The organism is Gammaproteobacteria bacterium, assembly GCA_013697705.1.
Lineage (GTDB): Bacteria > Pseudomonadota > Gammaproteobacteria > UBA6002 > UBA6002 > UBA6002.
In genome coordinates this window covers 24,263-38,607 of the sequence record JACCWJ010000048.1, presented here as the reverse complement: position 1 = coordinate 38,607, position 14,345 = coordinate 24,263, and the positions used below count along the sequence as shown (strand labels likewise).

Sequence of the window (14,345 nt, the reverse complement as noted above, 5' to 3'; positions counted from 1 at the left end):
CTTGATTTTTTTCCCGACATCTATTTCTCCTTTCTTATTTCCCTATATTAGTTTACTAGGAAACAGTTATCAAGGATAATGTTGAAGATATCGTTTAGACAGGGGGCAAAAATGAGTCTGGTAATGTCAGATTAAATCGCTAGAATCTAGATTTGTCATTCGAAGCACAGACTTTTACATGTAAATTAATGGTCGCTCTCAGAGACTGACTTTCTTATGGTCTACAATTTCGCGGCTAGATTTTTTTACAATTTAACTTGCTTCAGTTAAACGCTAAATGTTTTAATGAGTAAAACTGCTCAGCGATTTCTGTGAATCTAATTCAAGCCGATTATCAGTATCCTCAAAAATATTTTTCAAAATAAAGTCATATTTCTCCTGAGGGATGATGGTTCTTTTGCTCTTGATTAGAGCGATTAGATTTTCTTTGCTAACGTCATTTTGATTAACGCTTTTTTCATTTAGCTCACGAATTAACAAAGTTAAGGGGGCATTGGAAAAAAACCATGTTTTAGCTTTTTTTATAGCCGCTAAAGCAATGTTGTCCAATGTAATATTTTCTTCTAATATAGAAATTATTTTTCTCGGAATATTCTTGTGAGGTAACTGTGATGCATTCCACATGGCAAGAAACTCAAAAACTTTTTGTTGCATCTCAGCCTTTGCTATGGTGAGGGGTGTGTCGCCATAATCATCAGTTATATCTTTATCTGCACCCGCTTTAATTAGGGCTTGAACCACTTCAAGGTGGCCATTTTGAGCGGCGACAAAAAGCGGTGTCTCACCACAATCATCCGCTGTATTTTTATTCGCACCCGCTTTAATTAAGGCTTGAACCACTCCAACATGACCATTTTGAGCGGCGACAAAAAGTGGGGTTTCTTTATGGCGAGTAGCTTTGTTTTTATTGGCGCCGGCATCAATTAAGATTTGCACCACGTCAACCTTGCCATTTAGAGCCGCGACAAACATCGGTGTTACACCATGATTAGTTGCTGCCTCTTTATTAGCGCCGGCATCAATTAAGATTTGCACCACGTCAACCTCGCCATTTTGAGCAGCGACAAACATCGGTGTTACACCATGATTAATTGCTGCCTCTTTATTAGCGCCGGCATCAATTAAGGTTTGAACTACTTCAACGTGGCCATTTTCAGCAGCGACAAACATCGGTGTTGCACCATGATCATTCGCTGCCTCTTTATTAGCGCCGGCATCAATTAAGATTTGAACCACTTCAAGGTGGCCATTTTCAGCAGCGACAAAAAGCGGTGTTGCACCATTATCCTTGGCTTTATTAATAATGACCGAATCACTATTTGAGGTAATATAAGACACCATCTTACAAGCAGATGCCCAATAAAATTTAGTTCTACCATTACTATCTTTTATTGCATTGGAAAAAACCTTTGTGCATATTTGGTCATAGAAAAAATGTAAAATCTCATTTCTGCCATATAAGCTAGCTACATAAACTGGGGTGCGATTTTGGTGATTCAAAGCATCTAAATTGTCAAGTAGAGAGCTTTCTAATCGCGCAATAGTCGTTAGGTCATTAGCTTTTATACATCGAAATAGCTCTCGTTGGTCCTTCGTCAATTTAGCATTTTGTTCCTTAAATTTATCGGCATTTTCTTGATACAGCGTTCTATAACTCAGTGAGGGGTTGTATTTCGTACCATCATTTATTGGTAATAGGCGTTCGCGTAGACAAAGTTGAAACCAATATGAATTATGTCCATTATTACTATTTGCATTGATCTTGAACTTCATGGTGGTGCTTAATCGAGCAAAACGAAGGAAATAACGTGAATCGCCACTTAAGAAAAGTATAAAAAATAATAGTTCGCTAGGTAAATTTTCCAGCAATAATTTTTCTTGCACAAGAGCGTCTCCATTGTTCCAATTTATTTGAATATGGCAGTGTAACCTCTAAAATTAACTGAAAATTAAAGGTTATTAGCGTTGCCAAAAGGAAAATGTTCCCGTTTAGGTATCTTCTCATTATTAAATTAACTCAATATTAATTGAAAAAATTAAGTAACTATTCAGGGCAAAACTGAACGTTCGAGCAAAATTCAAAAATTAGTGCTGAATGGTTACAAAATTAACTAATATTATTCTTGTTGGACCTGTGGGCGAGAAGCAGCGGGTGTGGCCAAGGACGACGGGAATTGTCGTTGCGCCCATAAAACTTGCGAATGCACAAACTATCATGCGACGAATCTAGCGCCACACTAGGGTGTCACAGTGTTTTTGCCGCGTCCCGCGACATTACAAGAAGATCCGACGTTTGCATTTAGTTTTAAGCCGACCGATACAAATTAGCTAAATTTTAAATGTGGCGGGCTCAAAATCATAATTGGGGTGATAGGTTTTTCTGGCAATACCATAAGCATGTGTAGACTGAATTATTTCATTCTTTTTTCCCGAAAAAAATAACGACTTCTCAATTAAATGCTTAGGTGTATCAAAAGCGGTCAGATTAAGGTCATTTAATTTTTCGATAAAGGTATTGAGATTCATGCCTGCAAATTCTTTGTGCTCATTATAAGCTCTCAAAAGCTTAAGTATGCCTTTGCAGAATGTATCTATAAGCGCATCAGATAATGCCTCTATTCCTAATTTTTTACCATCGCGCATGATTACAGAGGCTAATCTACTTGGGTCGGAAAACTTAATTTTTTTACGACTTGACGCATCTCTAACCGATGCCCACAAAGGAACATTAGCTGTATCTTTAAATTCCACAAGCCCTTTGGCAATATCTTTAAATGTAAGGTAATGGATTTTTCCCTCACTAGTGTATTCAAGCGTAATTTTTCCATCATTGATAGCATAAAATAATATGCCTCGTTGTATCATGTGAGCCATTTTATTGTGAAATACTCCCGGACCTAAAGTACATTCAGTAATAAAATCTCCCTCTGCTATCATTTTGTTTGCAATGGTGTTTGGGATAAAACCAATCCATTTAAAAGCATTGTCACCCAAGCCAAATTTTTTACATAATAGAATTAAAAACTCTTGAAGCGCATGGCGCTGTTGTATTCCTATAAATTTTTCATTAGGAATAGGAAAATATGTTCCATCAATGATTTCATAATCATAAGAATCGTTTGCTAGTGAATCAAAATCTGTATTATGTTTATCTTTGAAGTATCTTAAAAATTCATCATTGAGAAATTTTAGATATTTAATGCAATTTAATGGTGATTCAAGTAAGGAATAGCATTGGGAAATAGCTTTTTTAATGGCTTCATCTTTTGAGCTTATTTTATTTAGGTTAACTGAATTACCAAAAAGTCGGTTGCAAGCAACTTCTATAGAAACTTGTTCATACTCGGGTTCAAAATCTATAGTATTTTTCTGGGGTGGGAGTTTTTTTAGTATGGAGCAAGCGCTGTCGAAGTCATGACTTTTTTCTGGATAAGCAAAATATCCCATTCGAGTGCGATGTAGTGAGTTTTTGTCTTTAATGTTTTTTGCATCATCTATAGTTAAAGCTTTAATAAAGCTTGTGTTGCCTATTTCACAGCTATAGATGTAGATTTCTGTATAAATTAAATTCGCAGTCTCTGTATCCCCGCGAGATACAGCATAATTATGTGCTACTAAACCTTGGTTATCTGTTAATGAAAGTAATTCCATCAATTTTTTTTGACTTTTAGCATGAGTCAGTAAAAGTTTGCAGACAGTTTCAGAATTGACTTTCATCAAAGCACTAACACCGGCAGAACTTGTATGTAATAGATTGGCATTGTTGTTAAGAAGTATTTTAATGATTTCAATATACCCCCATTCACAAGCGATCATCAGGGGGGATTGCTTATCATAATAAATATCCTGAGGACACGTCGTGCCTTCATCAATAGGGTGACCATATTCGATTAATTTTCCAACCATGTCTGTGTAGTTTTTGGAGGTGGCAAAGAATAACAAACTCCCACCAAATATAACTTTATTTGCTAGCATGTCGATGTGCAGTAAGTGATCTCGAAATAGGTTACTATGAGACAAAACTATTTTATCTAATGCTTGTAATGCAGATTCCTCTGAGTTATTCAACAATTCATTAAATAGTTTGTTTAGTTTGCTCTGAAATTCTTCTTCGCTAAGTTGCATGAGGTTTCCCAAAATGGTTGATTTCAGATGTAATTATAAATTAACAGAAGATTACTTATACAGGGAGTTCATATTTACTGAGCTGCTTATGAATGCTATGCACAAGTCGCGGGGACGGTTGAATAGATGATTATATCTACCTCGTGAGACTGTTGGGAAGCTGCTTCCCAACACAGTTATAACCAATAAACAAAAATAAAGAGACCTAGCCACACCACATCAACAAAATGCCAATACCATGCTGCTGCTTCAAAGGCAAAGTGATGCTCGGAATTAAAATGTCCTGCGAGTAATCGACCAAAAATGGTTATTAACATGATTGTCCCGACTGTCACATGCAAGGCATGGAATCCTGTGAGCATGAAAAATGTGGTGCCATAAATTCCAGAGGCAAGTTTTAGGCCTTTCTCTGTATAGGCAATTGTGTACTCGTGCACCTGCATCAATAGAAAGGTGATTCCTAATAAAATTGTTAGGCCTTGAAAGAGAATGGTTTGTACTCGTCTATCTTTTATAATTCCCCAATGTGCTATCGTGATGGTTACACCACTCGTCAATAATATTAACGTGTTTAAGGCAGGAATTCCCCAGGTTTCCATAACGGATTGAGGTCCAATAAATTGTGCGGGATTAGGATTTTTAAGTAGCGGCCAACTAGGTTGAAAGTCGGGCCATAATAATAAATGCGTTAATACTCCAGAGCCTTCTCCCCCTAACCAGGGCACGGAGTACATGCGTGCATAGAACAGGGCGCCAAAAAAAGCGCCGAAGAACATTACTTCCGAAAAAATAAACCAACACATACCCCAGCGAAAAGATCTTTCCATTTGTTTGGAGCTTAGTAATCCTGCTTGATTTTCTTTAATTACTTTTCTAAACCAACCCGCCATCATATAAACAATGATGAACGCTCCCACCACAAATAAATAGGGGCCAATCACTTTATTATGTAGCCAATGAGCTGCGCCAAACATGAGACAAAATAAACCGATAGAGCCAATAATTGGCCATCCGCTGGGTTCCGGAAGATAATATTTTTCAGGGTGATCAGGCTGATGGTCTTGTGTCATGTTGTCCTCTTCTATTTGATTATCCCGGAATCCTGCCGGGTGTTTGACTGGTTTTTATATTTTTTGCCGTTTGTGTAATATCAAATAAGGTATACGAAAGAGTCACCGTCTTAATATGTTTAGGGAGGTCAGTGTCCAAGTGAAATAATAAGGGCCAGGCCATGCCTTGTTTACCTTTCATCATTTGCTTAGTAAAACAAAAGCACTCCGTTTTTTTTAAATGACTGGCAGCAAGTCCCGGAGTCACGCTGGGTATTGCTTGCACGATCATATCGCTGTCCGTTTCATTTTGAGCATAAAATGAAACTTTTTTATTTTCACCTGGGTGTACCTTTACGGTGGTTTCCATCGGTTGAAATTTCCACGGGAGATAATTGTTACGGGTTGCTAAAAACTGCACAGTAATGGTTCGCGAGTAGTCAATTGTGGTATCACCTGCTTGTGCAATATTACTGGGCTTGCCATTAATGCCCAATGATTTACACATCACGTTATAAATAGGCACGAGGGCATAACCAAAGCCAAACATACCTATTGCTGCGAAGGTTAGAAGCAGAGCTAATTTACGATTACTCGTCTTCACAATAATGTCTACTCCACATGCGGAGGTATTGTGAAACTATGATAAGGAGGGGGAGAAGGTAAGGTCCACTCCAAGCCTCGCGCTCCTTCCCACACTCTGGCGGATGCCTTAGCACCATGTCGAACGGTTTTGATCACATTTATTAAGAATAACAGTTGTGAAAAACCAAAAATGAATGCCCCAACGGTGGCGATGGCATTAAAATCGGCAAACTGCAAAGCATAATCAGGAATTCTTCGGGGCATTCCTGCTAATCCCAGAAAATGCATCGGGAAGAATGTGATATTCAGCGAAATAACGGTTAGCCAGAAATGCCATTTTCCTAAACGCTCATCATACATATGGCCAGTCCATTTAGGCAGCCAATAATAAACACCCGCTAAAATTGCAAAAATGGCGCCAGGCACTAACACATAATGGAAGTGGGCAACAACGAAATAAGTGTCCTGATATTGAAAATCAGCAGGCACAATAGAAAGCATCAACCCAGAAAACCCACCGATGGTAAAAAGGAATACAAATGCAATAGCAAATAACATGGGGGTTTCAAATGAGATTGCGCCCCTATACATCGTTCCCACCCAATTGAACACTTTCACTCCTGTAGGAACGGCAATAAGCATCGTCGCATACATAAAAAAGAGTTCCGAAGCAATTGGCATGCCGGTCGTGAACATGTGGTGGGCCCACACTATATAAGATAAGAAAGCGATTGAAATTAAGGCGTACACCATAAAACGGTAGCCAAAAAGCTTCTTATGACTAAAGGTAGGGATAATTTCAGACATAATACCGAACGCCGGCAGAATCAAAACATAGACTTCCGGATGTCCAAAAAACCAGAATAAATGTTGGAACAGGGTGGGGTCACCGCCTCCAGCGGCATTGAAAAAGCTCGTGCCAAAATGTCTATCGGTTAGCATCATTGTGACGGTGCCTGCTAGTACAGGCATGATCCCTATCAATAAGAATGCAGTAATTAACCAGCTCCATACGAACAGGGGCATCTTGAAAAAAGTCATCCCTGGAGCACGTAAATTAAGAATTGTAGCGATGATATTAATGGCTCCAAGAATAGAGGAAAGCCCCATCAGATGGATTGAAAAAATCATATAGTCAGTGCTAGGAGGCCCATACGTAGTAGAAAGCGGCGCATAAAATGTCCAGCCAAAATTCGGGGCAGATCCCTCCATAAAAAGGGTCGACATGAGGATGCTGAAGGCGAAAGGCAGTATCCAAAAACTCCAGTTATTCAGTCTAGGGAAGGCCATATCAGGCGCACCAATCATCAAGGGTATTTGCCAATTCGCTAAACCCACAAATGCGGGCATCACCACACCAAAAATCATGATGAGACCATGCATGGTGGTTAAGGTATTGAAAAAATCAGGAGTAACAAGTTGTAAACCGGGCTTAAATAATTCTGTCCGTATTAAAAGGGCCATAACGCCGCCGATAAAGAACATGAGGCAACTTAACCAGAGGTAAAGGGTACCAATATCTTTATGATTAGTTGTAAATACCCAACGTTTTACAAAGCCAAGAATCCCAGGTTCATGAGGAGCGTGATGATCGTGTTCATGCGTTAATACTTCTTCACTCATAACTTTTCCTGTTAATTTTTATTAAAATACCCCTTCCACCCGTAGGTGAAAAGATCACATGACGATAGTGCTTATTTACCATTCAGTTGTTTTCTAGCCGTAGCAATGTCCGAAGGTTGAATTAAACCACCGGCCTCTTTTCCATACTTGCTCGCTGAGTCATTGCCCCAGGCATTTCGCTCATAGGTAATAACAGAAGCAAGATCTTTATCATTGAGTTGAAGTTCGAAGGCCTGCATGGCGGTTCCTGGCTTACCTTTCAACACGATATGGATATGTTCAGATACTTTGCCAACCGTGATGGGACTACCTATAAGAGCAGGAAATGCAGGTGGCATGCCCTTGCCAGTCGGTTGGTGACAGACGGCGCAGAGGCGGGTATACACTTGTTCGCCATTGCTCATTAATTCTGGTTTAGTCATTGGCGCTGAAGGAGATTGGACAGTGCCAGGGGGTTGTGAAGCCGCTAACTTTTGAGCCTTAACCCACTCTAGATAATCCGCCTCTGGTCGAGCGTCGACCACTATGGGCATAAATCCATGATTTAAGCCGCAGAGTTCGGCACATTGACCTCGATAAATTCCGGGTCTATCGATTTTCGCCCACGCTTCATGAATAAAGCCTGGTATTGCATCCCGCTTAATACCAATATGTGGCACCCACCAAGAATGCACCACATCGTTAGAAGTCACAAGAAAGCGAATTTTTTTATGTACAGGAACAACTAAAGGTTTATCCACTTCTAGTAGATACCATTCGTCCTTAGGCGCTTTATTTTGTATTTGGTCAAGAGGGGTGGCTAAATTGCTGAAAAAATTCAAGCCTTCATCGAGATACTCATAACGCCATTTCCATTGAAAGCCTGTAACCTTGATATTGATGTCTGCATCAGAGTCATCTTCCATATTTAATAATACTTTTGTCGCTGGGAATGCCATTACCACTAATATTATCAGGGGAATAATTGCCCAGAAAATTTCTAGTTTTAAATTTTCATGAAAAGTAGCAGGCTTCACTCCACGAGATTTGCGATGACGTATGAGCGAGTAGAACATGATACTAAACACAATGACGCCAATAACGACACAGATCCAAAAAATTGTCATATGTAGAAAATACATTTCCCGGCTGATGGGGGTCACGCCTGGCGCCATATTCATTTGAGGGAGTGCGTAAAGATTTGGTGATGCTAAAAGCACTGCTGCACTTAATAATATTTTAAGGCCAGACAGAAAGCGCATAGATGAAATCCCCATTTTTTTATAATTAGTTTTTTTATTCATATTTGTATGAGCAATTTCGCTCTACCATAGGTTGTAATTTCCGCCAGTTTGGCTTTGATTCACCATATAAATGACAGCTGCAATTAAATCGGTATCAGAGCAAGCATTACAAGCTCCCCTTGCAGGCATGTTTTTATAACCTTTGATGGTATGCTCTACAAGAACATCCATATTCTTTTTAACTAGTGCTGTCCACACGACTTTATCGCCAGTAATGGGAGCGCCCATTTTTCCTGTGGCGTGACAGTCTGCGCACACTTTTTCGTAAACATTTTTCCCTAGTTCAACAGAGGGATGAGGCACTACCGGAGTGGGTTTTGTCGAGGCCCCCTCAGCAGATTTACTATTCTTAACGATGTAATCAACGGCTGCTTTAATTTCATCATCACTGCAGGTACCACAAGTGCCTCGAGGTGGCATATTGCCAATACCTTGAATGGCATTTTGATAAAGAATAGGGAAACCCTGTTTGATCTTAGGCGCCCATTCTGTTGGATCGCCCATCTTAGGTGCTCCGCCCGCACCAATTCCGTGGCAACCTACACAATACTTGTCATATATTTTTTGACCAGTAGTGCTGGTTATCTTAGTACTGGTGGTAGGGGGCAAAGTACTTTTTACGGTTTTAAGATAAACAGCGATAGATTGAAGATCACTGGGGGTCAAATATTCTAAACTATCATGCACAACTTCTGCCATGGGACCCACTAATTTTCCGCCGGTCATTAATTGGTTATTCGCGAATACATTTACTATTTCAGAAACTGAAACATTCACAAAGCGAGAGAAAGAAATATTCGGAGCATAGCTGCCGGAACCAAAGCCGCCCGTGAGCGCATAACGTTCCTTCGGAGCGCCAAGTGGATTCAATGGAGTATGGCACATGCCGCAATGCCCTAATCCCTGCACCAAGTATGCTCCCCTATTCCATTCCGGACTTTGATGAGGATCTGGCTTAAAAGGACGCTTTTGGAAATCAAAAAACATGAGCTTCCAGAAAAATTGCAAAAATCGCCACTTAAATGGAATAGGCAATTCTACTGGCTTGTTTTTGAGCGGTATTGGGGGAGTCGCATCAAAATAGGCTTTTAAAGCAGCGAGGTCACTATCCGTCAACTTATTAAAATAAGGATAGGGAAAGACGGGAAAATAATTAGAGCCGTCGGGAGCCACACCTTCGCGCATGGCTTTAGAAAATTGAGCTAAGGTCCAATTGCCAATGCCATAACGTTTGTCAGAAGTAATATTTGGCGAATAAAGTATACCAAAGGGCGTGACAATCGGTAGTCCGCCGGCATAAGGAAGCCCGCCAGGCTTGGTGTGACAAGCAATGCAATCTCCAGCCTTTGCTAAATATTCACCTTTTTTTATGAGTTCTGCTTGCGCTCCGGTACCATACACAATTCCTGGATAATTAGGATATTTACCAATATGTGTGAGTAAATGTTCTTTTGAAGGTTGTGCAAGAACGAGTCCCGGGGTCAAAAGCCCAATTAAAATGTAAGAAAGGATATTTTTTATTCGATTTTTTTTCATTTTTTTTACAGAATTAATCCTTGTTAAAGCTAAACTTTTCATTACGAGTCCTTGCGCAAAACATTGGCGCAAATAATAAAGGTAATCTACGATTATTATCAAGGCCATCATTAAAAATGATCATACTTCTCTGAGGTTAAAGTGCAACTATCAATTATTACAGCTATCGATAAAAACAGAGTGATTGGAATGCGCAATCGTTTGCCCTGGTCAATGCCGGCGGATCTTCTGCGCTTTAAGCGTATCACCTGGGGAAAACCGATCGTCATGGGCAGAAATACCTATGAATCGATCAATCGGCCCTTGCCCGGCCGAAAAAATATTATTTTATCTCGAAATCAAACCAGTTATCCAGGCTGTTTTGTCTACCCCAGTTTGCAGGAAGCTCTCGATAATAATAAATTAGAAAAAGAAATTTTTATCATTGGCGGTGAAAATCTCTATCGACAAACGATTTCCATCGCAGATCGTCTGTATTTAACCATCATTCATCATCAATTTGAAGGCGATACTTTTTTCCCCGAATGGAACTACAGTGATTGGGAAGTGTTAGAACAGGAGGAATTTGTACCAGACAGTCAAAACCCCTATAGCCACACATTCCAAATCCTCAAACGCAAACTGTTGAAACCTAAAAAGGATTAATTGAAGCGCATCCCCAAATTGTAACCTTGATGCAACAAAACGAATCAAGAAAACCCAAAAGGATTAACTGAAGCGCATCCTACAAACTGTAGCCTTGATGCAACAAAGTGAAATCAAGGAAACCCAAAAAGATTTAATTGAGAAGTATTACCCGCCGGCTGACTAACAATCTAATCACTAGGAGAACAAGCAACATTAAACACCCTATTATCTTCCAACCGTAACGCCGTGAGTGCATTACCCCACACGCAGCCAGTATCAAGAGGGAATACATGGGATTCCTCCACCTTTCCTTCCAGCGCAGCCCAATGGCCGAATAAAATTTTGGTCTGATTCAGATCTTGAATAGCAAATTTGTACCAGGGCATTAAATGCGCTGGCGCGGACTGAGGTGGCCCTTTATAGTCTAATTCGAGAGAGCCATCTAAATTGCAATAGCGAATTCGAGTAAGCGCATTGATGATGAATCGATAACGTTCCCAGCCGACTAAATCCTCATTCCAATAATTAGGAGCGTTGCCAAACATATTTGCCAGTAACGGTTCAAACTGCGCACTACGTAAGCAAGCCTCCACTTCTTTGGCATATTTTTGAGCTAAGCTAAGAGTCCACTGAGGAGTAATGCCTGCGTGTACCAATACATAGTTGGCCATTTCATCATGATAAAAAAGGGGTCTATGGCGTAGCCAATTGATTAAGTCAGCTCTATCGGGGGCCTTGAGGATGTCGTGCATCGTATGTGGAATGTCTATATCGGTGTGGGCAAGCGCCAACAAGGTGAAATCATGATTTCCCAGCACCGAAACAACATGAGGTAATTTACTGACAAACCGTAAGACTTCTAACGATTGCGGCCCCCTATTTACCAAATCGCCCGCAAACCAAAGGGTGTCATGGCTAGGGCTGAATTCAATTTTGTCGAGCAAGGCCCGTAAAGCCTCATAACATCCTTGAACATCGCCGATTGCATACGTTGGCATGGTCTTCCTTCTCGACGGTGCGTGACAAAATTAATGAATTAACATCGGATTAGCGAGAAGAAAAGTAGGGATTTCGGCATCAAACAATTGCCCGGCATCATTAATCATTTGATAGCTGCCCATCATGCTGCCAATTGGCGTATTGATGATCGCATAGCTTGTATATTTAAAGTTTTCTCCGGGATGCAGTTTGGGTTGCTCCCCTACAACGCCTTCCGCACGAATCTCTTGGGTATTGAGATCTCCGTCGGTGATCACCCAATGTCTTCCTATCAGTCTTGCTCCTACGGTGCCTTCATTAACAATAGTTATTGTATAAACAAAAACGTGTTTATGATTTGGAATGTCCGATTCCTCGGGCAAATATTCTGTTTCAACCGATATGGCTATTTTGTGAGCATCACTCATTCTTAATACCTTATATAATACTGTAGGACTATAGGATTATTATTTTTGCAGAGGGTAATTTGCAATAGCTTTTTGCAAATCTTCACCGGCCTGAGCAAGTTCTGGGTAAAGTTGGCGAATATGTTCAATTTCATGATGAATGCAATCAATAAGCTCTTGATTGTATTCCGCTGCCCATTCTTCGCACGTGTGAATGGCGTCACAAAGATGCATCACTAAAAAAATGACAAGCCCCTTGGGCATGGTTTCAGCGCTACCAATTTGTTGTCTAATTTCTTCGCAGGTACATTTGAGATCGTTGGCAAGATTGATTTCCTTGGGCAGCCTTTTTTTCGGCTTCATTTTAAGGGCCGTCTTCTTGCTGCGGCTAACTTCCTCAAGCGAGGTGGATTTCTCAAGTAAGCTGAGCTTTTTTTCAATAAATGACTGTAAGGTAAGAATTAAGTAGGTAGTGCTATTTAAAGTATAGCCATCTACTGCGCAGTTAATAGCTATATGATATGCATCAATATTTGTTCTAAGGTCATTTAGCTCGGCCATTAACCCCTTAAAAAAATTCCGAATCTCTTCTCCCTTCGCACCTAGGCTTCGGTATTGGTTACAATTGTGATGATATTCAATGAGCAGCCCCATGATGGAGGGTATCTGATTGCCCTGGTCGGAGGAGTTAAGTTTCATCAATTGATGAAAAAAACGTTTAGTTTCAAAGGGGAAAGCTTTTGTGAGTGTCAGTGCTAAGGGGCTTTCGTGAATTTTTTGGTTGATCTCCGAGGCGAGAGTGGAGTCATGCGTAAACTTATGCGTTTGTTTCACCATCGGCCACCCCACCCCTCACGTTATTTTATAATTATAGTAAAGGAGTTGCTAAAATTGTATATTTAGCCCTTAACTCTTACGGCTAAAACATCGCATTTAGCTGCATGCAGAACGGCATTAGCCGTGGATCCAAGCAGGATTGCTAGGCCGCTGTGACCATGGCTGCCTAATATAATCAGGTCTGCTTTTATTTTCTCTGCTAGGTCGACTATTTCGCGCTTCACCGAGCCATGGGAGATAAATTGATTTTCGACGGGAATTTTGAATCTGTTAGCTATATTAGCGAGGGCTTTGCGTGCATTCTCTCCAAGATGTTCTTCTAGGTTCATATCCAATGGAATTGAAAATTCACCCCCTCCATATACTACGGGTGTATGCTCCAGAACATGCACAATGCTCAAATCTGCCTTAGAGTGATTTATGATATTTATAGCGGCGGCGGCAATGGTGTCGGTTTCTTCTGACAGATCAGTGGCGAGGAGGATATGTTTGTAACCTAACATATAAAATCCCTTAACGTTTTAAAATATATTACTGATTTTAACGAAATTATCTACCGTTAATTCTTCGGCCCTTTTATTGGGGTCAATATCCAGGCTGATTAATTGCTCTCGGGAGATTATTTTTTTTAAAGCGTTGTGAAGCGTTTTTCTGCGCTGAGAAAAAGCAGTTTTTACCACCTCATCTAACTTTACAATATTGTGAGCGAGCAATGAGGGTTGAATAGGCTGCAATCGAATAAAGAGTGAATCGACTTTCGGAGCAGGGGTAAATGCATGAGGGGGTACTTCTAAAAGGGCTTCGATTTGACAATGATATTGCGCCATAACGGAAAGCCGGCCGTATTGTTTGCTTCCTGGATGGGCGCTTAACCGAAGTCCTACTTCCTTTTGCAGCATGAAATGCATATCCATAATCCATTGTTTTTGCTCGAATAGATGAAATAACAAGGGTGTGGAAATGTTGTACGGTAGGTTCCCCACAATTCGGAGGGAGGCTGCTTTAGACGTAAACTGCTGTAGCTCCAGTTTTAAGGCATCTTGCTGATGTATTTCTATATTGCCAAGGGTCATGGTCTTACTTGAAAGCAGTGGAATGATATCTCGGTCTAATTCGATGGCATCCAGCTTGGCCACGCAAGGCAATAAAGGTAAGGTAATTGCCCCCAATCCCGGGCCAATCTCAATGAGATGATCTTGAGGGCCCGGATGGATGACATTGATAATTTGGTGGATGATAATTTCGTTAGATAAAAAATTTTGCCCAAATCGTTTTTTCGGCAGATGTCTGCTCAT

General features: G+C 40.5%; 13 protein-coding genes. 1 reads left to right on the top strand and 12 read right to left on the bottom strand.

Annotated elements, in window-relative coordinates; all coding sequences use genetic code 11:
- Positions 1-282 precede the first annotated feature (282 nt).
- From H0U71_09225 to H0U71_09195, 7 genes are all read right to left on the bottom strand, one after another.
- Positions 283-1,884 carry an ankyrin repeat domain-containing protein gene (locus tag H0U71_09225; GenBank protein MBA2655227.1) on the bottom strand — a complete coding sequence of 534 codons (1,602 nt, stop codon included), beginning with the start codon at positions 1,882-1,884 and terminating at the stop codon, positions 283-285.
- Between the two features lie 444 nt (positions 1,885-2,328).
- A complete protein-coding gene (locus tag H0U71_09220; protein ID MBA2655226.1) occupies positions 2,329-4,125 on the bottom strand; it encodes an ankyrin repeat domain-containing protein in 1,797 nt (598 codons plus the stop codon).
- Positions 4,126-4,301: 176 nt separating this feature from the next.
- Positions 4,302-5,195 (bottom strand): cytochrome c oxidase subunit 3, encoded by an 894-nt coding sequence (locus H0U71_09215; protein ID MBA2655225.1) that lies wholly within the window; start codon positions 5,193-5,195, stop codon positions 4,302-4,304.
- A gap of 19 nt (positions 5,196-5,214) precedes the next feature.
- Entirely contained in the window at positions 5,215-5,781 is a 567-nt protein-coding gene (locus tag H0U71_09210) for a cytochrome c oxidase assembly protein (protein ID MBA2655224.1), read from the bottom strand.
- Positions 5,782-5,786: 5 nt separating this feature from the next.
- Positions 5,787-7,382 carry a cytochrome c oxidase subunit I gene (gene ctaD / locus H0U71_09205; protein MBA2655223.1) on the bottom strand — a complete coding sequence of 532 codons (1,596 nt, stop codon included), beginning with the start codon at positions 7,380-7,382 and terminating at the stop codon, positions 5,787-5,789.
- Between the two features lie 71 nt (positions 7,383-7,453).
- Entirely contained in the window at positions 7,454-8,623 is a 1,170-nt protein-coding gene (gene coxB / locus H0U71_09200; protein ID MBA2655222.1) for a cytochrome c oxidase subunit II, read from the bottom strand.
- 63 nt (positions 8,624-8,686) lie between these two features.
- Complete coding sequence (locus tag H0U71_09195) at positions 8,687-10,201, bottom strand: c-type cytochrome (GenBank protein MBA2655221.1); 1,515 nt, start codon at positions 10,199-10,201, stop codon at positions 8,687-8,689.
- Positions 10,202-10,390: 189 nt separating this feature from the next.
- On the opposite strand from H0U71_09195, the gene H0U71_09190 reads away from it, so the two are divergent.
- Positions 10,391-10,846 carry a dihydrofolate reductase gene (locus H0U71_09190; GenBank protein ID MBA2655220.1) on the top strand — a complete coding sequence of 152 codons (456 nt, stop codon included), beginning with the start codon at positions 10,391-10,393 and terminating at the stop codon, positions 10,844-10,846.
- Positions 10,847-11,016: 170 nt separating this feature from the next.
- Here H0U71_09190 and H0U71_09185 read toward each other — a convergent pair whose 3' ends face one another.
- The 5 genes from H0U71_09185 to rsmA all read right to left on the bottom strand — a co-directional run bounded on the left by H0U71_09185 (position 11,017) and on the right by rsmA (position 14,345).
- On the bottom strand, positions 11,017-11,826 hold the full coding sequence (locus H0U71_09185) for a symmetrical bis(5'-nucleosyl)-tetraphosphatase (protein ID MBA2655219.1): 810 nt from the start codon (positions 11,824-11,826) through the stop codon (positions 11,017-11,019).
- Between the two features lie 30 nt (positions 11,827-11,856).
- A complete protein-coding gene (apaG, locus tag H0U71_09180; GenBank protein ID MBA2655218.1) occupies positions 11,857-12,234 on the bottom strand; it encodes a Co2+/Mg2+ efflux protein ApaG in 378 nt (125 codons plus the stop codon).
- A gap of 39 nt (positions 12,235-12,273) precedes the next feature.
- Positions 12,274-13,050: a hypothetical protein gene (locus tag H0U71_09175; GenBank protein MBA2655217.1), complete on the bottom strand. Its 777-nt coding sequence runs from the start codon at positions 13,048-13,050 to the stop codon at positions 12,274-12,276.
- Between the two features lie 62 nt (positions 13,051-13,112).
- Positions 13,113-13,553 carry a universal stress protein gene (locus tag H0U71_09170; GenBank protein MBA2655216.1) on the bottom strand — a complete coding sequence of 147 codons (441 nt, stop codon included), beginning with the start codon at positions 13,551-13,553 and terminating at the stop codon, positions 13,113-13,115.
- Between the two features lie 18 nt (positions 13,554-13,571).
- A complete protein-coding gene (rsmA, locus tag H0U71_09165) occupies positions 13,572-14,345 on the bottom strand; it encodes a 16S rRNA (adenine(1518)-N(6)/adenine(1519)-N(6))-dimethyltransferase RsmA (GenBank protein ID MBA2655215.1) in 774 nt (257 codons plus the stop codon).

Coding starts and splice junctions, on each gene's coding strand:
- H0U71_09185 (MBA2655219.1), bottom strand. CDS start 11,826: ATGCCAACGTATGCAATCGGCGATGTTCAAGGATGTTATGAGGCTTTA.
- H0U71_09195 (MBA2655221.1), bottom strand. CDS start 10,201: ATGAAAAAAAATCGAATAAAAAATATCCTTTCTTACATTTTAATTGGG.
- H0U71_09215 (MBA2655225.1), bottom strand. CDS start 5,195: ATGACACAAGACCATCAGCCTGATCACCCTGAAAAATATTATCTTCCG.
- ctaD (MBA2655223.1), bottom strand. CDS start 7,382: ATGAGTGAAGAAGTATTAACGCATGAACACGATCATCACGCTCCTCAT.
- rsmA (MBA2655215.1), bottom strand. CDS start 14,345: ATGAGCAGACATCTGCCGAAAAAACGATTTGGGCAAAATTTTTTATCT.
- H0U71_09175 (MBA2655217.1), bottom strand. CDS start 13,050: ATGGTGAAACAAACGCATAAGTTTACGCATGACTCCACTCTCGCCTCG.
- H0U71_09220 (MBA2655226.1), bottom strand. CDS start 4,125: ATGCAACTTAGCGAAGAAGAATTTCAGAGCAAACTAAACAAACTATTT.
- apaG (MBA2655218.1), bottom strand. CDS start 12,234: ATGAGTGATGCTCACAAAATAGCCATATCGGTTGAAACAGAATATTTG.
- H0U71_09170 (MBA2655216.1), bottom strand. CDS start 13,553: ATGTTAGGTTACAAACATATCCTCCTCGCCACTGATCTGTCAGAAGAA.
- coxB (MBA2655222.1), bottom strand. CDS start 8,623: ATGCGCTTTCTGTCTGGCCTTAAAATATTATTAAGTGCAGCAGTGCTT.
- H0U71_09190 (MBA2655220.1), top strand. CDS start 10,391: ATGCGCAATCGTTTGCCCTGGTCAATGCCGGCGGATCTTCTGCGCTTT.